The organism is Enterococcus sp. AZ020, assembly GCF_050499205.1.
GTDB lineage: Bacteria > Bacillota > Bacilli > Lactobacillales > Enterococcaceae > Enterococcus_L > Enterococcus_L dunnyi.
The window spans coordinates 3,680,415-3,699,673 of the sequence record NZ_JBIPAT010000001.1 but is presented as its reverse complement, the minus strand read 5'-3'; the positions used below and the strand labels follow the sequence as shown (position 1 = coordinate 3,699,673).

The following is a 19,259-nucleotide window of genomic DNA, read 5'->3' as shown; positions in this document are numbered from 1 at the left end:
TTCTAACTTATGAGAATCTCTTTGTATAAGCTTTTAAATGAATAAAATGGGACAGTGTCTTTGATGGATTCTTAAAATAGATTCTGTTACTATAAGTAGAAAGAATTTAAATACATAACGATTTGAAGAAGGCGATGATATGTTTATTCGTTTGAAGGAAAAACGAGATGTTGATAAGATCGATCGATTCATCAAAGTGGCCTTCGAAACGGCAAAAGTTAAAGATGGTGATGAGCATCATTTTGTACAACGTCTGCGACAAAGTTTGGATTATTTGCCTCAGTTTGAATACCTTGCTGAGTGTAATGATGAAATCGTAGGACATATCATGCTTACAAGACTTCATTTCGAAAATGAACATGAGGAAAGCAAATTGCTGCTATTAGCTCCTTTGGCAGTAAGATTAGACCAAAGGAATAAAGGAGTGGGAGCCAAACTTATGGAAACCGCCGAGGCAGCGGCTAAAGATGCGAAAGAGAAAGCAATCATTTTGGTAGGTGATCCTGCTTATTATAACCGTTATGGTTATCAGCAAGCGAGTGAATTTGGTTTGTTGTCGGAACCAGAGATTCCAAGGGAATATCTTCTGATCAAAAAAATCGATGTAAGTGATTGGTTAAAATCAGATGGAAAGATTCTTATTCCATCGTAATAAATGAATGGACTAGGAGGAATCAAGATGAAAGATGGTGCAAAAGCTGGGATATCTTTTGGCTGTGCTTTGGCGATGGTCATTTCTTATGTGAATTGGCATAGTATCATTTGGGCGGTATTTCATGGGCTTTTAAGCTGGATTTATGTAATATATTATGTAATCGTTTATGGATTGAACTAAAATTCTAGAAGAAACTCATTGATTATTTGAGCAAGCTTAATAGGTTTGTTGATCTTAGAAAAACAAAGAGAAAAATGAGATTTTTTTCATTCGAATTTGCTAAAAATTAAAAAAAGAGTTAAACAAGTGATTTTCAGAAAATTTCTGTTAATAATCAGCTAAATTATGCTATAATTACATAATTAAGATGGGAGGTTTAGTGCACATGGAATCCATTTCAAAAGAGTTCGCGATTCAGCTGTTAAATGATGACGCACAAAGGATCATGATGCTGATCCGTAATCAAAAAAATAGTTTATGTATTTCCCAATGTAAGGCTTTTGAAGAAGTCGTTGATACGCAAATGTATGGTTTTTCTCGTCAGGTGACTTATGCGATTCGTCTTGGCATTTTGAGTTCGACCCAAGGACACCAATTATTAAGTGATTTAGAGAAAGAACTTAATCAATTATATAGTGATGTTTATGAGGAAACACAAGAAAAAAAAGAGATTGGCAAGGAGGTCTAAACTTTGCCAAACAAGATAAAAAAGCGGCACCTGTTAGATTATAGCATTTTGATTCCATATTTGGTTCTTAGTGCAGTAGGCCTGATCATGGTCTATAGTTCGACTTCTTCACTGTTAGTTACAAAAGGGGAACCGCCGACTAGTATGGTCGTTTCTCAACTGCAGTTTTGGGTTTTAAGCTTAGTGGCAATGTTTTTTATTTACAAAATGAAAACCGCTGTTTTTCAAAATAAAGGCTTCATTATGTTAGCCATTACTGTGATTTCTGTTTTGCTATTGGCAGTTAAATTTACGCCATTAGGGAAAACGATCAATGGTGCATCCGGTTGGCTATATTTAGGCGGATTTTCTATGCAGCCTGCTGAATACTTGAAAATCATGATCATTTGGTATTTAGCTTACATTTTAGGTAGAAGACAGAAGTATATCGACAAAGAGTTTAAAAAAGCTGTGTTCAGACCAATGCTTTTAGTTGGTTTTTTGATTGCCCTTGTAGCGATCCAGCCCGATCTTGGTAATGCAGCGATTTTGACGCTGATTGCGATCATTATGATTTTAGCTTGCGGTGTGAATTACATGTATACCTATGTGGTTGGAGGAGCAGGGATCTTAGGAAGTATTTTTATTATTGAAGCGTTGATTTTAAGTAAAGGTGCGTTTATTCCTGCGAAATACCAGTATGTTTACAAACGTTTTGCGATTTTTTTAAATCCATTTACGGATGAACGTAATGCGGGACATCAATTAGCGAATTCATACTATGCCATCAACAATGGCGGCTGGTTCGGTAAAGGACTAGGAAATAGTATACAGAAAAAAGGCTTTTTGCCAGAAGCACATTCAGACTTTATATTTGCGATCACAATCGAAGAGCTAGGCTTACTTGTATCGTTGATCATTTTAGCGCTTTTGATGTTCATGATAGCGCGAATTATTTTAGTTGGTGTTCGTTCGAAAAAGCCATTCAATTCTTTAATGTGTATTGGTATTGGTTCGATGTTATTATTACAAGTTTTCATCAACCTAGGCGGAATCACAGGTGTGATTCCACTAACTGGAATTACTTTTCCATTTCTCAGTCATGGAGGAAATAGTCTATTGATCATCTCCATTGCGGTTGCTTTTGTGCTGAACATCAGTGCGGATGAGAAAAAACAAAAAATGACCCAAGAATACCAATTATTTGGGAATCAATAAAAATGAAGGCAGTTAAATAGAATCTAATTTTTATAAATGATGTTTAGCTGAATAAAAAGGTAGGAGTGAAGGAATGAAAAAAGTTTTAGTAGCAAATCGTGGAGAAATTGCAATCAGAATTTTTAGAGCCTGTACGGAGATGCACATCGGGACAGTGGCAATCTATGCAGCGGAAGATGAATATTCAGTACATCGTTTTAAAGCTGACGAAGCTTATTTGGTTGGTAAAGGGAAAAAACCAATTGAAGCCTACCTTGATATGGAAGATATCATTCGCATTGCCAAGAAATCTGGAGCAGATGCGATCCATCCTGGCTATGGTTTTCTTTCAGAAAATCTAGAATTTGCTCGTCGTTGTGAAGAGGAAGGATTGACTTTCGTAGGTCCTTCTTTACATCACTTAGACATATTCGGTGACAAGATCAAAGCGAAAGAAGCCGCAGTTGCAGCAGGTATTGCTTCGATTCCGGGTTCGGATGGTCCTGTTCAAACTGTTGATGCAGTGTTAGAGTTTGGTCGGATACATGGCTTTCCGATCATGATCAAAGCAGCATTAGGCGGCGGCGGTCGTGGAATGCGTGTTGCTCATGATGAAAAAGAAGCGAGAGAAGGTTATGATCGGGCTAAAAGTGAAGCTAAAGCAGCTTTCGGTTCAGATGAGGTTTACGTTGAAAAATATATCTCTAATCCTAAACATATAGAAGTCCAAATTCTAGGCGACAGCCATGGTAACGTTATTCACTTATTTGAGCGCGATTGTTCTGTTCAGCGCCGTCATCAAAAAGTAGTCGAAGTTGCACCGTGTATCTCGATGAATGAAGAACAACGATTGAAAATCTGTGATGCTGCTGTCCAATTGATGCAGCATGTTGGCTATATCAATGCAGGTACGGTTGAATTCCTAGTTGAAGGGGATCAATTTTACTTTATCGAAGTCAATCCTCGTGTTCAGGTGGAACATACGATTACAGAAATGATCACGGATATTGATATCGTAGTTTCTCAACTGCAAATTGCACAAGGGCTTGATTTGCATAAGGATATGAAAATTCCACAACAAAAAGATATTTCATTGAACGGCGCAGCGATTCAATGTCGAATCACTACAGAAGATCCGTTGAATCAATTTATGCCTGATACAGGTAAAATCGATACGTATCGTTCGCCAGGCGGATTTGGTGTGCGTCTAGATGTAGGGAATGCATACTCTGGTGCGGTGGTAACACCTTACTTTGATTCACTTTTAGTAAAAGTTTGTACGCATGGTTTTACCTTTGATAAAGCGATTCAAAAAATGGAGCGTTGCTTACGTGAATTCAGAATTCGCGGAGTCAAAACAAATATCCCGTTCCTTCATAAAGTTATTGGTCATCCTGAATTTCAATCGGGGGAAGCAAAGACGACTTTTATTGATAACACACCGCAATTATTCGAATTTCCTAAGTTGAGAGACCGTGGAAATAAAACGATGAAATATATTGGAGAAGTAACAGTCAATGGTTTCCCAGGTGTAGAAAAATCGACAAAGAAATACTTTGATGCACCGCGGATTCCAACGGACTTAGAATTACGTGAAAACTACGTCACAGCTAAAAATATTTTAGATGCAAAAGGCGCTTCTGGTGTGATCGATTGGATCAAGTCACAGGAAAATGTACTATTAACAGATACAACCTTCCGTGATGCCCACCAAAGCTTACTGGCGACTCGTGTGAGAACACAGGACTTTAAAGAAATTGCTCGTCTGACAGGAGAAGGTCTACCTGAATTATTCTCAAGTGAGATGTGGGGGGGCGCTACCTTTGATGTTGCTTATCGTTTCTTAAATGAAGATCCGTGGCAAAGACTTCGCAAGATTCGTAAATTGATGCCGAACACATTACTGCAAATGCTCTTTAGAGGTTCGAATGCAGTAGGATATCAAAACTATCCAGATAATGTGATCGAAGAGTTTATCAAAGAATCAGCAAGACAAGGAATCGATGTTTTTCGAATTTTTGACAGCTTGAACTGGCTTCCGCAAATGGAAAAAAGTATTCAAGCAGTTAGAGATACTGGAAAAATCGCTGAAGCCGCTATTTGCTATACCGGCGATATCAATGATCCTTCAAGAGCAAAATATAATGTTGAATACTATAAAAACATGACGAAAGAGCTTGAACAAATGGGCGCTCATATCATCGCAATCAAAGATATGGCTGGATTACTAAAACCACAAGCTGCTTACCGTTTGATCAGTGAATTGAAAGCAACAACGGATCTTCCTATACATTTGCATACCCATGATACTAGCGGGAATGGTATTATCACGTATTCTGCAGCAACAAAAGCTGGTGTTGATATTGTGGATGTTGCGACTAGTGCAATGAGTGGCGCAACAAGTCAACCAAGTATGAGCAGTCTGTATTATGCCTTAGTTAATGGTGAAAGAACACCTGATATCAATGTTGATAATGCTCAAAAAATCAATCATTACTGGGAAGATGTTCGTATGTATTACAAACCGTTTGAAAATGGATTGAATGCACCGCAAACAGAAGTATACATGCATGAAATGCCTGGTGGACAATACTCTAACTTACAACAACAGGCAAAAGCAGTTGGGTTAGGTCATAAATGGGATGACATCAAAAAAATGTATCATACAGTGAATCAAATGTTTGGCGATATCGTCAAAGTAACACCTTCTTCAAAAGTTGTTGGAGACATGGCGCTATTCATGGTACAAAATGATTTAACAGAAGAGGATATTTTTTCTAATGGAGAAAGCTTGAGCTTCCCTGAATCAGTAGTCACTTTTTTCCAAGGAGACTTAGGTCAACCCGTTGGTGGTTTTCCCAAAGAGCTTCAGAGTATCATTTTAAAAGGACGTCCAGCGTTTACAGAAAGACCCGGAAGCTTAGCGGCACCTGTAAAATTTGATAAAGTTAAGGACGAGCTGGCTGAACTGATTGGCTATGAACCTAAATTGGAAGAGATTTTAAGCTATTTGATGTATCCGCAAGTATTTTTAGATTATCGTACATCTTATCAAAACTTTGGGGATGTGACGTTGTTGGATACGCCAACCTTCTTCCAAGGTATTCGTCAAGGTGAATCAGTAGAAGTCCAAATTGAAAAAGGAAAAACATTGATCATTCGTCTAGACGAAGTTGGTGAGCCTGATATTGAAGGAAATCGAGTACTCTTCTTCAACTTGAACGGGCAGCGTAGAGAAGTTGTCATAAAAGATACATCCGTTAAATCAGCGATTCAGGCAAAAAGAAAAGCTGAGCCGACGAACAAAGAACAGATTGGTGCAACGATGTCTGGCTCTGTACTTCAAGTGCTAGTCAAAAAAGGTGATAAGGTCAAAAAAGGTGATGCTTTACTGGTCACTGAAGCAATGAAAATGGAAACAACGATTGAAGCACGTTTCGATGGCGAGGTAGAACATATCTATGTTGTCGAAGGTGAAGCAATCAGTTCTGGAGATCTTTTAATAGAAGTCAGCGAAAAATAAGTGAAAAGTGGGGAAAAAGATGAGACGATTTTTAGCTTTCTTGGGCGTATTTTTAGTAGTCCTAACGATTGGCTATTTAGAGCCTGTCTTTTTTCCTGCTGAAAAACCGAAGCAAGTAGCAGATGATTTTGGGAGACAGAACGTCTCCCATACTGCTTTGCCATATGAAGAGCTTTCTGCTTCTGGATATGCGGAGTATGTTGGAAAGCCGATATCGGAATTTGTTGCTAAATTCGGTGAACCTCTTGAAAAACAACCATCGGGTATGCCTTATGAGCTATGGACTTACGGAGAAAAAGATGCAGACTATCTAGAAGTGAATGTCCAAAATGAAAAAATTTCGATGATCAAAGCGTTCAACGATTCAAAAGAATTAGTGCCATTTTCGATTGGAATGAATTTATCAGATGTTTCAGAACGGATGACGATCTATTCAGATTTTGCTTTTACATATAAAGAAACAAACTATAACATAGAGTTGATGGAAGAAGATATGAATTATCGTCCGCTGATTGCTTTCGATAATCAATCGTTCGCTATTTTGTTTTTCAATCAAGGAGATAGCGAACTTGCTGCAGTGGTTTATCTTGATAAGGAATCGTTATTGACGTTGATGCCCTATCAATTGATTGAAGGGGAAGCACTTCCTTTAATACCTGAAAATCAATTGACCGGATTTGATCCAATCAAAAGTAATCAGGTCATTCGTACGATCAATTTATTGAGAATGAAAGAAAACCTTGAAACATACGCTATTTCAACTGAAAGTCAAAAAAATGCTCAAAAGCTTTTTGAGCTTTTGCCTAAACAGCAAAAGAATATCTTTTCCGCTGAACGATTGGAAAACTGGCAGTTCAGTAAAGAACAATTGAGCGCAACTGAGACATTTGTCTTGTCTAATGATGAATACCAAAAATTGCTGAGATTAGGACAGATGGACAAAAAAAATACGACTGGCATGTACACAGAACCGATTTACGATCCATCCTTTACTGTTCTTTCATGGTTTTCTGATTCGCTCTATCATTCTCGTTTTGCCCATGAAGGAAATGAAAACATTGGCGTTGCATTCTCTAAAGCAAGTATGTTAGTCTTAATACAAGAGACTGAAAAAGAAATATCTCAGACAGAGGATAGTGAATAAGTATGATCATTACAGAAAAACTTTTTGAAATAGAGGATCAGGTAGAGAATCTTGTTAGTGCAATTTTGGCAAGTGACAGTATTACTTTATATAAGAAAAATCGAGAAGCAATGTATACTTCACAGGATATCATGGAGAAGCAAAAGGCTTTTTTGAGTGCTAAGGAGTCATTTGAACGCATTGAACCTTATGGAAATCATGCACCGGATTTTAGAACAAAGCAGCGTGCTGTGCGACAAGCAAAGAGAGCACTGGATATGAGTGAAGAAGTAGCAGAGTTCCGTTTTTCCGAGACAGAAGTGCAAACGATTTTGGATGTAATCGGACTTTCAGTTGCTAAAACGATTTCTGAAGATATCAAGGTGGACGCTGGGAATCCTTTCTTCGAAAAAGGAAAACACTCAGGTTGTGGAGGTAGTTGTCATGCAAGTTAACGAGGAAAAAGAACTGAATATTCAAAAACGTCGTTGTTTAGTTGTATGGGTATATAGCTTAAAGCAACTAAGGACATTAAAACGTTTTGGTTTGATACACTATGTTTCACGACGTATGAAGTATGTAGTTATCTATATGAATGAAGAAGATATCGAAGCATCAGAAGCAAAAATCAACGGACTTCATTTTGTACGTAAAGTTGAACGGTCATACAGACCAGACGTGGAAATGAATTTCGCAGAAAAAATCGGGACAAAAGCAGCCTATCAATATAAAGAAGAAGAGGGATTTGAAGTTGAGGAACTAAATACCCAAATTCGTTTAGCTGAAAATGTCTAAAAATCAAGATGAAAAATGTGCACGAACGTCAAACATTTTTCATCTTTTTTCTGTATATTTGGTATACTATTAAGGAAATAGTGGAATAAGTAAAGGAGCGTTAAATGACATGCGCGTGATTTCTGGAGAGTACGGCGGACGCCGTTTGAAAGCATTGGATGGCGACCACACACGTCCAACAACAGATAAAGTCAAAGAATCGATATTCAATATGATTGGCCCTTATTTTGATGGAGGTGTGGTGTTAGATCTATATGCTGGAAGTGGTGGACTCGCAATAGAAGCAGTCTCTAGGGGAATGGATCTGGGAATCTGTATTGAAAAAAATTTTGCGGCAATCAAAATTATTCAAGAAAATATTGCGATCACTAAAGAACCGGAAAAATTTATCATAAAAAAAATGGACGCAAATAAAGCAATCGATTTTCTCAAAGAAGAGCAACGTGTATTTGATTTAGTTTTACTAGATCCGCCTTATGCAAAACAAGAAATAGAAAAGCAAATCGAGAAGATGATATCCTATCGATTATTGAGTGAACAGTCAGTCATCGTCTGTGAAACAGATAAATCAGTAACACTTCCAGAAAATATTGGTCCTTTAGCCAAGACACGAGAAGTGATCTATGGTATTACTCAAATCACGATTTATAAATAGGAGGGAAATGATGGGTAGAGTTGCACTTTTTCCAGGAAGTTTTGATCCGCTGACAAATGGTCATTTAGATTTGATCGAGCGCAGTACGAAGATTTTTGATAAAGTCATTGTCGGTGTTTTTGTGAATACAAATAAAAAGGCATTATTTACTTTAGAAGAAAAGCTCTTATTGATCAAGCAATCGACAGCGCATTTAGAAAATGTAGAAGTTGTTACACAAGAAAGCAAGTTGACTGTAGAAAGTGCTGCTGAGCTGGGAGCAAACTTTTTGATCCGTGGAATTAGAAATGTGAAAGATTACGAGTATGAAAAAGATATTGCTATGATGAATCATCATTTGGCTGCCAGCATAGAAACAGTATTTTTACTGGCAGATGAAACATATGGACATATTAGCTCTAGTTTATTAAAAGAAGTGCTGATATTTGGAGGCGATGTTTCTGCTTATTTGCCAAAGCCAGTTAATGAAGCGCTAAATCAAAAGAATCGTGAGTTGAAGATGAATGAATAATGAACAGGAAGAAAGAATATCTATAAAATCTATGCTGCCATTTGTGCTTGTCATAGTATTGATCATTGCCATGATTTTTCCGATCCCTTATTATATTGAAGGACCTGGAACGACAGAAAATTTGAAAGACTTTGTGTCTGTTGATAATAAACAAGATACAGAACCAGGAGCATTTTATTTAACCACTGTAGGTGTTCGTAAAGCTACTCTAGCTTCTTTGATAACTGCTTCATTTTCTGATTTTCAAGAAATAGTGAGTAAGAAAGACCTGATGGGATCAAGTACCAACAGTGAATACGAGCGAATTCAGCAATATTATATGGACTCGTCGAAAAATGCAGCAATCGAACAAGCATTAAAGTTAGCAAATGTACCATATGACATGCAATTCAAAGGTGTTTATGTACTAGCTATTGAAGATAACTCAAGTTTCAAAGGAAAAATTTCTGTTGGTGATACAGTAACAGGAATCGATGGGAAAACATTTAAAAGTAGCGAAGAATTTGTTGCATATGTCAAAAAACAAAAGGTCGGTCAAGAAGTCACTGTTAGCTATTTACAAGATGGAAAAGCTAAAGAAGCAACAGGTAAGCTGATTGAACTACCGACCGATAAAAAAGCAGGGATTGGTATCGGCTTGACCGATCATACAGAAATCGATTCGTCGATTCCCATTGAAATCGATTCTGGTGATATCGGTGGTCCTTCTGCCGGTTTAATGTTTACACTGGAAACGTATGAACAGTTAACACAAAAAGGTATACGTAAGGGCTATAAAATCGCTGGAACAGGGACGATCAATACAGACGGCATCGTTGGAAGAATTGGCGGAATTGATAAAAAAGTAGTGACCGCAAGTAAAAATAAGGCAGATATTTTCTTTGCTCCTGATGATGAAATCACAAAAGAAATGAAAGAAGCAGAGCCGAAAATCAAAACAAATTACGAAGAAGCGAAAGCTACTGCTAAAAAAATAGGAACATCAATGAAGATCGTTCCTGTAAAAAATGTGCAAGATGCTTTAGACTACCTTGAAACATTGAAAGAAAAATAAAAAACAGAGACTAAATCAACCTCGAATTTGATTTAGTCTCTGTTTTTTTAATGAACAACAACTGAAGGATGAAGCATTGAAGAGGAACCGAAATCAAATAGGTATTTTGCTGGTCCAAGATGAAAAATACCTCCTAAAGCTAAAAAGAATAGAAATAAAACAGCGGCTCCGATAGAAAAATAGAGAATAAAACGATAGGCAAGTACAGGGTTATTAACGACTTGGTCAAAACGTTTTTTACGATAAATATTTTCTGTCACGAGAATCGTTTTCAGTAATGGAATTTCTGTTAACTGTCGTTTCAAAATATCTGCATCCCGTTCACTTAATAACTCTGAGAAAATATGGTTTTCTGACTCAAAGTCAAATGTATAAGTTGAAAGAAAAGAACGTGTAGGTTTGAAACCATTCCAATTGAAGTACGAGACTTTATTTTGCTTTAGAGTGATTGCTTTAATCGTATCATAAGGATAGCTGAATAAAGGTTGATGATCGAGAAATTCAATGATAGTGGTGTAAATCATCCGCTGATTGGTGAAGATCAGAACACGATTCCCGCGAAGATCGTTGAACTCTTTTAAATATGCTTTGGCTGCCTCAGTTCTAGGATGATACATGCCTAGTAAGCCACTACCGACAGCAGAAACATTCTCTCCGTCAGAAGTTAGTGGTAAGTAAGCACTGATTTCTTCACCTTCATTCAATTGTTCTTTTAGCTGATCGATAAAGCTTTGCAGAAAAATATACATTTTAGTTTGATTGTATAAGTCTCTTTTTTGTTGCTTGTTCAGTTCAGTGTTGACTTGGTTCACGGCAGATTTAAATAGATTTACCATGATAACTCCTCCTAATGTATTTAGTATGATCATTGTTGGATAGATTGTTTAAGTTTTTGTCTCCCGCGAGATAAACGATTGTATATTTGAGAAGTATCCATTGCCAAATCCTTCGCAATTTCTTTAGGTGAATCTTGATAATAGTAATATCTTAAGAAGATCAATTGATCTTCTCCATTTAAACAGTTCAGTAGATCTAAAAACTGTTCTTTCTCAAAATAGTCTTCTTCTAACAAAGTCTCTGGCAGCTGTTCAGTTGGAATTATTTGTTGTTCGCGAATGATCTGGCGCTTTTTATCAAGGCAAATATTTCGGGTGATCGTCATTGCCCAAGTTTTCAAGCTGCTTTTTTTCGCATCGTAAGTAGCGATCTTCTGCCAAATACGATAAAAAACTTCATTTTCCGCTTCCTTATGATATATTTTTTCTTTCGGATGATTCAAAATGGAGCGAATACATTTTATGATATCGGTTCCAAATGCATCGATGAATTTTTCCAACCCTAAAAAATCCCTCTTGATCAATAGTGTAATAATGTCCTTTTCCACGTTTTATCACCTTCTTACTTTATTATACGATGGACTTTTTGTTTTTCTATCATGAAAATGAAAAATAATGCGTATTTTATAGATGAAGGAGGGAAAAAATGAATTACCAGGAGATCATCAGTAAATACAAGTATTACTTGATTGCAGGAGGAGTTGGGCTGCTTTTATGTTGTAGTGTTCTTTTATTTTTGATAAAAAAGCCGATTGAAGCAATAGACGAAGATTTTCAGACGGATGTTTCCTCAACTCAACAAATAATGTCATCTGAATCAGCTCATGATCAAAGGCAGCTATATGTCGATATAAAAGGCGCAGTTAAGCAACCAGGAATGTATGAAGTGAAAATGAACATGAGAGTCTGGGATGCAGTCATGCTGGCCGGCGGTTTCAAGGAAGGGGCAGATACCAAGCAGGTCAACTTTGCTGAACAGCTTACGGATCAAATGGTGATCTATGTACCGCTCGAAGGAGAAGATCCTCCTATCAAACAAAATATGGCTGGTGAAGAAGATGCGGCTGCAGCATCTAAGATCAACCTCAATTTAGCGGATGAGTCACAGCTTCAAACCTTATCAGGCATTGGACTAAAAAAGGCACAGGAAATCATTCGCTATCGGGAAGAAAATGGCGGATTCAAATCAATAGAAGAAATAAAGAGTATTTCTGGATTTGGTGAAAAAACATTTGAACGATTAAAAGATGCCATTACAATATAGCGCTTAATTAAAAGCACACTGTTATGCGAAGTATTTTTAGAATATATCGCTTAGATTCTTGACGGGAGTTTTTCTATAATTTACTATTTGTATTAGACTATTATTTTTAAACAACAGCAAATTATTTTGAAAATGAGATAGACATTAGTATATAAAGAAGGAGCACAAAAATGACATTAGAACGGATTCCATGGGATCAATATTTTATGGCGCAAAGCGTATTATTATCTTTAAGAAGTACATGTACTCGATTAGAAGTCGGGGCGACGATCGTCAGAGACAAACGAATTATTGCTGGAGGGTACAACGGTTCTGTTAGTGGAGATGTCCATTGTATAGATGACGGTTGTTACGTTGTAGATGGGCATTGTGTCCGAACGATCCATGCAGAGATGAATGCTATTTTGCAATGTGCAAAATTTGGTATTCCTACAGAAGGCGCAGAAATTTACGTGACCCATTTTCCTTATCTGCAATGTACGAAAATGATTTTACAAGCTGGAATCAAAAAAATTCATTATTTAAAGGATTATCGCAATGATCCTTATGCACTGGATTTGATCAAACAGGTTGGTGCAAGTGTGGATCAAGTCACTCTCTCAAAGAAATATTTTGCCGAATTACAGTTAGGAGAAGAGCTTGCTTCAATGGACGAAGCACCTCAAGCAGATCAATAATCACTGGATATTTCCAGTACTTTTAGTAATAGGATCTGTATTTCTCATTATAGAATTTAACTGGCCGTCAGGTTTGATGTGTCTATATTTATGTTGGCGTATTGCTGCAACTCGAAATCGGGTGATCATCGCTGTTAGTTTTTTATGTACGGTTATTGCGATCATCTCCTGTTTTTTGGTATTGAACAATGAAAAACAGCAAAAATTTGCAGAAGGAACCGAACTTTCTGGTACATTTAGTGTTTTGCCTGATAAAATGAACATTGATGGAGACCGTCTTCAATTAGAAGGAAAATTTTATTCTAAAACGCTTGGCAGAAAAATCGTTGCTTTTTATCAATTCTCCTCAAAACTGGAAAAAGAAAGTTGGATGGAGCACACACAACCATTACAGTTGCGTATGACAGGAACAGTTCAAACACCTATAGCGCAAACTAATTTGCATGGCTTTGATTATCAGAACTATTTGAGGACAAAGGGCATTTATCAAACAGTGGCAATCAAAAGTATCCAGAGTATTTCAGAGCAGCCTGTTCGATGGTATGACTTCAGGTCGTGGATCAGTAGCAATAGAAAAAAAGCGATTGATCATTGCTTGAAGATTTTCATGAAAGAAACGGCTTTACACGTAAAAATACTATTATTTGGGTATCGATCTAGTGATTTTTCCCAAAAAGAAGCTGTTTTGGCGAATTTGGGAATTCTTCATTTGTTTAGTTTGTCAGGGATGCATGTCGCATTTTTTATCGGTAGTTTTAGGTATTTATTTTTAAGGTCTGGATTTACTATAGAAAAATTATTTTGGTTACAACTTTTTTTTGCATTGATCTATGCGGGATTTACTGGTTTTTCTGTCAGTGTAGTACGTGCATTGGTCCAAAGTTCGATTATCTTGGCTAACCAGCACTTTCGCTGGCAATTATCCAGATTAGATTGCTGGAGTTTAACGCTTATGATAGGCTTGATTGTTCGTCCATATTTATTGTTTACGATCGGTGGGCAACTGAGTTATGGTTTGTCTTTTTTGATTCTCTTTGTACAGCCGATTGTTGAATGTATCAAGTATAGTCTTTTGAAAAGTTATTGTTTTTCATTACTTTTGAATGTTGCGATTGTTCCATTATTGGGACTTTCGTTTTTTGAGTGGCAGTTGACAGGGAGTGTGTTTACATTTGTGTTGTTGCCAGTTTTTGAACACATGATTTTACCTGTCCTGACTATTAGTTTTGTTAGTTCTTATTTTATCAAGATTGATTTTTTGGTTGTTGGATTAGAATCCTATTTTCTTTTACAACAAAAAGTTTTTGAGTGGTTGAGCTATACAAGTACATTTACGATCATTATAGGTCACTTTTCATTTTGGTTATTGATAGCAGTCTTTCTTTCATTAGGGATTTTGCTGGACCGTCTACCTATAGATCCAAAAAAAGCTTGTTGGTCTGGTGTTATGTTGTTGTTATTATTTCAAAGTAAATACATTTTCCCCAAAGGAACAGTCGCTTTTATTGATGTTGGTCAGGGAGATAGTATTTTTATCCAAACCCCTTTTCATCAAGAAAATATTTTGCTCGATACTGGTGGTAAACTGATGTTTGAAAAAGAGGAATGGGCAATAAGAAATAAAGAAAAATCTAATGCTGACTATTCAGTTATTCCTTTTCTAAAAAGTAAAGGGGTAAAGTATTTAGATAAAGTGTTGATCAGCCATGGTGATCTGGATCATTGCGGGGATCTTTTAGAAATCCACAAAAAAATCCCGATTCGAGCTCTTTATTATCCAGCAGGTACGGAAAATAAGCAATTGTTTCAAAGGATGTTGAATACTTTAAAACAGTCGGGTGTTAAGTGTTATCCTGTTTTAGCAGGTCAGACGATCGGTCGCTCAATAGCGCTAAAAGTTCTAGCACCAACGACTAAAGGCAATGGAGAAAATCAAGATTCTTTAGTCATCTATTCCAAAATAGCTGATAGACGTTTTCTGTTTACTGGAGATTTGGAAAAGGAAGGTGAGAGGCAGTTGCTTGCAAACTATCCTAATCTAAAAATAGACAGCTTAAAAGTCGGACATCATGGAAGTAAAACATCAACGGATGATTCATTTGTCAAACAAATTTCGCCTAGTGAAGCAATCATTTCATGTGGGCGGAACAACCGTTTCAAGCATCCTCATAGTGAAACTGAAGAAACATTAAAACAAGAAAATATTACGATTTTTCGAACAGATCAGGAAGGTATGGCATACTATGAATGGTCGCCTTGGTCAAAAATGTCACCAGTGCAAACAATGATCAAACAAGACTAGCATTTCTTGAATTGTCATGATAGGATGGAAAAGAGAAATGAGGGGAATTATGAACTTACAAGAAGCGTTGCAGCAAGTTCGCCAACAACAGTTTGCCTCTGTGTATCTAGTTCAGGGGACAGAAGGCTATTTGAGTGAACTATTTAAAACAGAACTAATGAATCAATTGATCAAAACAGAAGATGATCAATTTAACTATTCTTCTTTTGATATGGAAGAGGTTCCTTTATCAGTAGCTATCGAAGAAGCTGAAACGATTCCATTCTTTGGTGATTACCGTTTAGTGTTTATCGAAAACCCTTATTTTTTAACAGCTGAAAGAAAAATAACGGGTCTTGATCATGACATCGATAGTTTATTGAAATATCTGGAAGAACCGTCTCCTACGACTATTTTAGTATTCAATGCAAGCGTTGAAAAATTAGATGAACGAAAAAAAATTACAAAATCATTGAAGAAACAAGCGGCATTCATCGATGTCAACCCAATGGGCGAACGTGAGGTCCGCCAATATATCGAACAAACCATTCAAAGTGAAGGTTATGACATTCGCCCAGAAGCTTTTGATTTATTATTGCAGCTGACAGATTTGAATTTGTCCAAAGTAATGGGGGAGCTGCAGAAACTATTTCTTTTTTCTTCAGAAGATAAAGTTATTTCTCTTCACGCTGTAAAAGAACTAGTACCAAAATCGTTGGAGCATAATGTCTTTGATTTAACGAATGAGGTCTTGTCAGGAAATGGAGAAAAAGCAATACAGCTCTATGAAGATCTTTTGCTTCAAGGCGAGGAAACGATCAAGCTAAATGCGATTTTACTAAATCAAATTCGTTTATTTTTGCAAACAAAAATCCTAGCTAAACTTGGATATCAACAAGCCAATATTGCAGATACACTAAAAATCCATCCTTATCGTGTAAAATTGGCATTGCAGCAAGTGAGACGTTTTGAATTGGAACGATTGGAAGAGATCTATGATGAGCTAGTAGAAAATGATGTTAAAATGAAAACTGGCAAGATGGATAAAGAGCTGCTTTTTGAATTATTTATTCTGAAATTGTCTGCTCAAGGCGTAAGGTAATAGATAGGAAAGGAGCTAGATTGCATAAAGAAGCCAAAAGAGATCATTGCAGATTTTTTTAGAAATGTCCGCTCAGGGAAAGATATTGATACTGCATCTATTTATATGCACGAGTGCGTGATTGCCCATCAAATCCAATCTGAGAATGAATATGTAATTGAGCGATCTCCACAAGATTATATCGAACACGTAAAAGAAATGCAGGATATCTATGGTCAGTTTCACTTAGAAATCCAAGAGTTGTTAGAAGATGGGAATAAGGTATATGTTCGTTGGAAACAGACTGGAACGATGTCGGACGGTAAAGAAATTATTCAAATTGCTAGTGCAGTTTATTTGGTTGAAGATGAGAAAATCTCTGAATATTGGATCCAAATCGATCGTAAAGGGCTGGAGCTTCAAAACAACTAGAATCAATGCATGAAGTATAAATGAGATATAGAATTTTGAAGCCGATCTTCGATGTTGGAATGTTTTTCTTTGATCCAAATTGATATCTATCTAAGCAAAGACAAAAGTCGATTAGGCTTCAATTGGTATGAAAATAGTACAATATGCTTTTATTTTTAGAGAATTGTAGAAGAATCTGATTTTTACCCATCATTTATTACGTTTTAGAGTGCGAGACAAAATGGATTTCTTCGTTTTGTTTCGCACTCTTTTGGTGCAAAAAAAGAAGCTGACCATGTAGCCAGCTTCTGCAAATTCATTATTTTGCTAATTTTTTGCTTAGACGAGATTTGTCGCGGCTCGCTTTGTTTTTATGGATCAATCCTTTTGATTCAGCCATGTCCACAGCTCTAGCAGCTTCTTTATATAGCTCATCCGCGTTATCAGCACCTGTAGCTACAGCATCTTCAAATTTCTTGATTGCTGTACGCATAGAATTCTTTTGAGATGAATTTTGAGCATTCGCGTTTGCGTTAGTACGTACACGTTTAATTGCAGATTCAATATTTGGCATTTCTTTCACCTCCGATAAAATAAGGTCTTACACAGGAATATCCATATGTAATTCAACACTAATCATTATACCTAATCCAAACTGTCATTGCAATAAAAAGATGACAAGTTTTTTTCCTTAACAGTAAATTTAATGTATTTGTAGGGATAAAACAGGGCATATATGAAAAAATGGATACTTTTAACAAATTATATGATATTATTACAGATGAAAAATGAAATGGTGGGGTGTCATAGTGAATATTGCTTTAGTGATTACGGTTACGCTAGTGATGGGAGTTATCTTTGTTAATGGTTGGACAGATGCACCGAATGCAATTGCAACCGCTGTCTCGACCCGTGTGTTGAAGCCAAATGTAGCGATTTGGATGGCAGTAGTAATGAATTTTTTAGGTGCATTAGTTATGACGTATTTCAACGCTCAGGTAGCGGAAACAATTAGTAATATCGTCAGTTTCGATGCACAGGGAAATGCTTCTCAGGTAGCACTAGCAGCCTCTTTGTTTTCAATCGTTGTTTGGTCGGTTGCGGCTTGGTATTTTGGTATACCAACAAGTGAAAGCCATGCTTTGATCGCGGGCTTGACTGGTTCTGCAATGGCTTTAGGCGGTATTGGAGCGGTTAATGGGTCTGAATGGACAAAAGTATTGGTTGGATTAGTGGTGTCAACCGTTATGGGCTTTGGTGGCGGTTTTATCGTAACGAAGTTGATTGTAATCCTTTTCAGAGGTGTTGCCAGAAGAACAGCGGATAAATTTTTCACCTATGGTCAGGCGTTTGGTGCTGGAGCTAATGCTTTTTTGCATGGTGCTCAAGATGGTCAAAAATTTATGGGGGTTTTTATGCTGGGATTATATTACAATAATCTTGCTGAAAAATCTGGAGCGGGTTTCATTATTCCTATTTGGGTCATGGTCTTATGTTCTGTAACGATGGGGATCGGAACTTCAGTTGGTGGTATGCGGATCATCAAGTCCGTTGGGATGGATATGGTAAAATTAGAACGTTACCAAGGCTTTGCTGCTGATTTAAGTACGGCAGTATGCTTATTTGCTGCTTCAATTGCTGGTATTCCAGTTTCTACGACACATACAAAAACGACTGCGATCATGGGGGTAGGTGCTTCAAAACGCGTGTCAAGCGTAGATTGGCGAATTGTAAAAGAAATGCTGATTGCCTGGGTTTTAACATTTCCGGGTTGTGGTCTGATCGCTTTTATCATGGCTAAGTTGTTTGTAGCCCTATTTTGATCGAACATAAAAATAGAAAACAAAACCAATAACGATAGAGAGTTAAGCTAAGGGAGAGAGTAAAATGGCAAGAAAGAAACAATTTGACTATTTTGGAGAGTTGGAGCATCTCGCGAGAAATGCCCATCAGGCAGCAGAGATCTTAGAAATGATCGCGATTAATTATTCTTTGGATTATTTAGAAAAAGAAGCAATAAAAATCCATGATCTGGAGCGTGAAGGCGATCAAATCGTTAAACAAATTTTAAGTGAATTATATGTTTCTTTCATCACACCTATCGATCGGGAAGACATTGTTGAAATCACAGAACGACTAGATGATGTGCTGGATACAATCAATAGCATTGCTTATTTATTGAGCAGTTTAGTCGTTAAGGAACTGAAAGAAAATGCAATGGTATTTATTACCTATGCTTTAGAAGCTACAGCCGGAGTTTTAACGGCGACAAAAGAGTTTGCCAAGTTCAAAAATTCTAAAACATTACGAACGATGATGGATGAAGTCAGTGAGATCGAAGGCAAAGCTGATAAGCTTTACAGTGAATCTCTGAAAGATTTATTTACAAATGAAGAAAATCCGATTGAAGTGATTCGCTGGAAAAACGTTTATGATCAATTGGAAGATTTACTGAATGCAAGTGAATCAGTCGTAGATGTTATTGGAGGATTGGTCATAAAGAATAGTTAAATGAAATACAGTGTTAGG

The 19,259-nt window shown here is 36.9% G+C and carries 21 protein-coding genes; 18 read left to right on the top strand and 3 right to left on the bottom strand.

Annotated elements, in window-relative coordinates; all coding sequences use genetic code 11:
• Positions 1-139 precede the first annotated feature (139 nt).
• From IGI58_RS17675 to IGI58_RS17625, 11 genes are all read left to right on the top strand, one after another.
• A complete protein-coding gene (locus tag IGI58_RS17675; RefSeq protein ID WP_429952389.1) occupies positions 140-652 on the top strand; it encodes a GNAT family N-acetyltransferase in 513 nt (170 codons plus the stop codon).
• 27 nt (positions 653-679) lie between these two features.
• Positions 680-835 (top strand): hypothetical protein, encoded by a 156-nt coding sequence (locus IGI58_RS17670; RefSeq protein WP_207114542.1) that lies wholly within the window; start codon positions 680-682, stop codon positions 833-835.
• Positions 836-1,040: 205 nt separating this feature from the next.
• Complete coding sequence (locus IGI58_RS17665) at positions 1,041-1,343, top strand: YlaN family protein (protein WP_087640257.1); 303 nt, start codon at positions 1,041-1,043, stop codon at positions 1,341-1,343.
• 3 nt (positions 1,344-1,346) lie between these two features.
• Entirely contained in the window at positions 1,347-2,540 is a 1,194-nt protein-coding gene (locus IGI58_RS17660) for an FtsW/RodA/SpoVE family cell cycle protein (protein WP_087640256.1), read from the top strand.
• Between the two features lie 73 nt (positions 2,541-2,613).
• The gene (locus tag IGI58_RS17655; protein WP_429952392.1) at positions 2,614-6,042 is read left to right on the top strand and encodes a pyruvate carboxylase; all 3,429 of its coding nucleotides are present in this window, start codon (positions 2,614-2,616) and stop codon (positions 6,040-6,042) included.
• Positions 6,043-6,061: 19 nt separating this feature from the next.
• Complete coding sequence (locus IGI58_RS17650) at positions 6,062-7,186, top strand: CAP-associated domain-containing protein (RefSeq protein ID WP_429952394.1); 1,125 nt, start codon at positions 6,062-6,064, stop codon at positions 7,184-7,186.
• Positions 7,187-7,188: 2 nt separating this feature from the next.
• A complete protein-coding gene (locus IGI58_RS17645) occupies positions 7,189-7,620 on the top strand; it encodes a YlbF family regulator (RefSeq protein ID WP_225533834.1) in 432 nt (143 codons plus the stop codon).
• Positions 7,610-7,960 carry a YlbG family protein gene (locus IGI58_RS17640; protein ID WP_225533835.1) on the top strand — a complete coding sequence of 117 codons (351 nt, stop codon included), beginning with the start codon at positions 7,610-7,612 and terminating at the stop codon, positions 7,958-7,960. Before IGI58_RS17645 ends, IGI58_RS17640 begins: the two co-directional genes overlap by 11 nt.
• Positions 7,961-8,069: 109 nt before the next feature.
• Positions 8,070-8,615 carry a 16S rRNA (guanine(966)-N(2))-methyltransferase RsmD gene (gene rsmD, locus IGI58_RS17635; protein ID WP_225533836.1) on the top strand — a complete coding sequence of 182 codons (546 nt, stop codon included), beginning with the start codon at positions 8,070-8,072 and terminating at the stop codon, positions 8,613-8,615.
• 10 nt (positions 8,616-8,625) lie between these two features.
• Positions 8,626-9,126 carry a pantetheine-phosphate adenylyltransferase gene (gene coaD, locus IGI58_RS17630; protein WP_429952396.1) on the top strand — a complete coding sequence of 167 codons (501 nt, stop codon included), beginning with the start codon at positions 8,626-8,628 and terminating at the stop codon, positions 9,124-9,126.
• Entirely contained in the window at positions 9,119-10,180 is a 1,062-nt protein-coding gene (locus IGI58_RS17625) for a SepM family pheromone-processing serine protease (RefSeq protein WP_429952398.1), read from the top strand. The genes coaD and IGI58_RS17625 overlap by 8 nt, the downstream gene beginning before the upstream one ends.
• A 47-nt stretch (positions 10,181-10,227) precedes the next feature.
• On the opposite strand, the gene IGI58_RS17620 is transcribed toward IGI58_RS17625, so the two are convergent.
• Both IGI58_RS17620 and IGI58_RS17615 read right to left on the bottom strand, forming a co-directional pair.
• On the bottom strand, positions 10,228-11,016 hold the full coding sequence (locus IGI58_RS17620) for a hypothetical protein (RefSeq protein WP_429952400.1): 789 nt from the start codon (positions 11,014-11,016) through the stop codon (positions 10,228-10,230).
• Between the two features lie 29 nt (positions 11,017-11,045).
• The gene (locus tag IGI58_RS17615) at positions 11,046-11,564 is read right to left on the bottom strand and encodes a sigma-70 family RNA polymerase sigma factor (protein ID WP_429952401.1); all 519 of its coding nucleotides are present in this window, start codon (positions 11,562-11,564) and stop codon (positions 11,046-11,048) included.
• A 98-nt stretch (positions 11,565-11,662) separates the two neighbouring features.
• On the opposite strand from IGI58_RS17615, the gene IGI58_RS17610 reads away from it, so the two are divergent.
• The 5 genes from IGI58_RS17610 (at position 11,663) to IGI58_RS17590 (ending at position 16,751) form a co-directional block, all read left to right on the top strand.
• The gene (locus tag IGI58_RS17610; RefSeq protein ID WP_429952402.1) at positions 11,663-12,280 is read left to right on the top strand and encodes a helix-hairpin-helix domain-containing protein; all 618 of its coding nucleotides are present in this window, start codon (positions 11,663-11,665) and stop codon (positions 12,278-12,280) included.
• A 170-nt stretch (positions 12,281-12,450) separates the two neighbouring features.
• Complete coding sequence (locus tag IGI58_RS17605; protein ID WP_429952403.1) at positions 12,451-12,957, top strand: ComE operon protein 2; 507 nt, start codon at positions 12,451-12,453, stop codon at positions 12,955-12,957.
• Complete coding sequence (locus IGI58_RS17600; RefSeq protein ID WP_429952404.1) at positions 12,920-15,259, top strand: DNA internalization-related competence protein ComEC/Rec2; 2,340 nt, start codon at positions 12,920-12,922, stop codon at positions 15,257-15,259. Before IGI58_RS17605 ends, IGI58_RS17600 begins: the two co-directional genes overlap by 38 nt.
• A 49-nt stretch (positions 15,260-15,308) precedes the next feature.
• Positions 15,309-16,340, top strand: a complete 1,032-nt coding sequence (holA, locus tag IGI58_RS17595; RefSeq protein ID WP_429952405.1) for a DNA polymerase III subunit delta — start codon at positions 15,309-15,311, stop codon at positions 16,338-16,340.
• Between the two features lie 3 nt (positions 16,341-16,343).
• Positions 16,344-16,751, top strand: coding sequence for an ester cyclase (locus IGI58_RS17590; RefSeq protein ID WP_429956346.1), 408 nt, complete (start codon positions 16,344-16,346; stop codon positions 16,749-16,751).
• A 298-nt stretch (positions 16,752-17,049) separates the two neighbouring features.
• Here the strand turns inward: IGI58_RS17590 and rpsT are convergent, their stop codons facing one another.
• On the bottom strand, positions 17,050-17,304 hold the full coding sequence (gene rpsT, locus IGI58_RS17585; RefSeq protein ID WP_069662814.1) for a 30S ribosomal protein S20: 255 nt from the start codon (positions 17,302-17,304) through the stop codon (positions 17,050-17,052).
• Positions 17,305-17,518: 214 nt separating this feature from the next.
• Between rpsT and IGI58_RS17580 the strand changes: the two genes are divergently transcribed.
• Together IGI58_RS17580 and IGI58_RS17575 are read left to right on the top strand one after the other, a co-directional pair.
• Complete coding sequence (locus IGI58_RS17580; protein ID WP_429952406.1) at positions 17,519-18,553, top strand: inorganic phosphate transporter; 1,035 nt, start codon at positions 17,519-17,521, stop codon at positions 18,551-18,553.
• 64 nt (positions 18,554-18,617) lie between these two features.
• Positions 18,618-19,241 (top strand): DUF47 domain-containing protein, encoded by a 624-nt coding sequence (locus IGI58_RS17575; RefSeq protein ID WP_429952407.1) that lies wholly within the window; start codon positions 18,618-18,620, stop codon positions 19,239-19,241.
• The last annotated feature ends 18 nt before the right edge of the window (positions 19,242-19,259 follow it).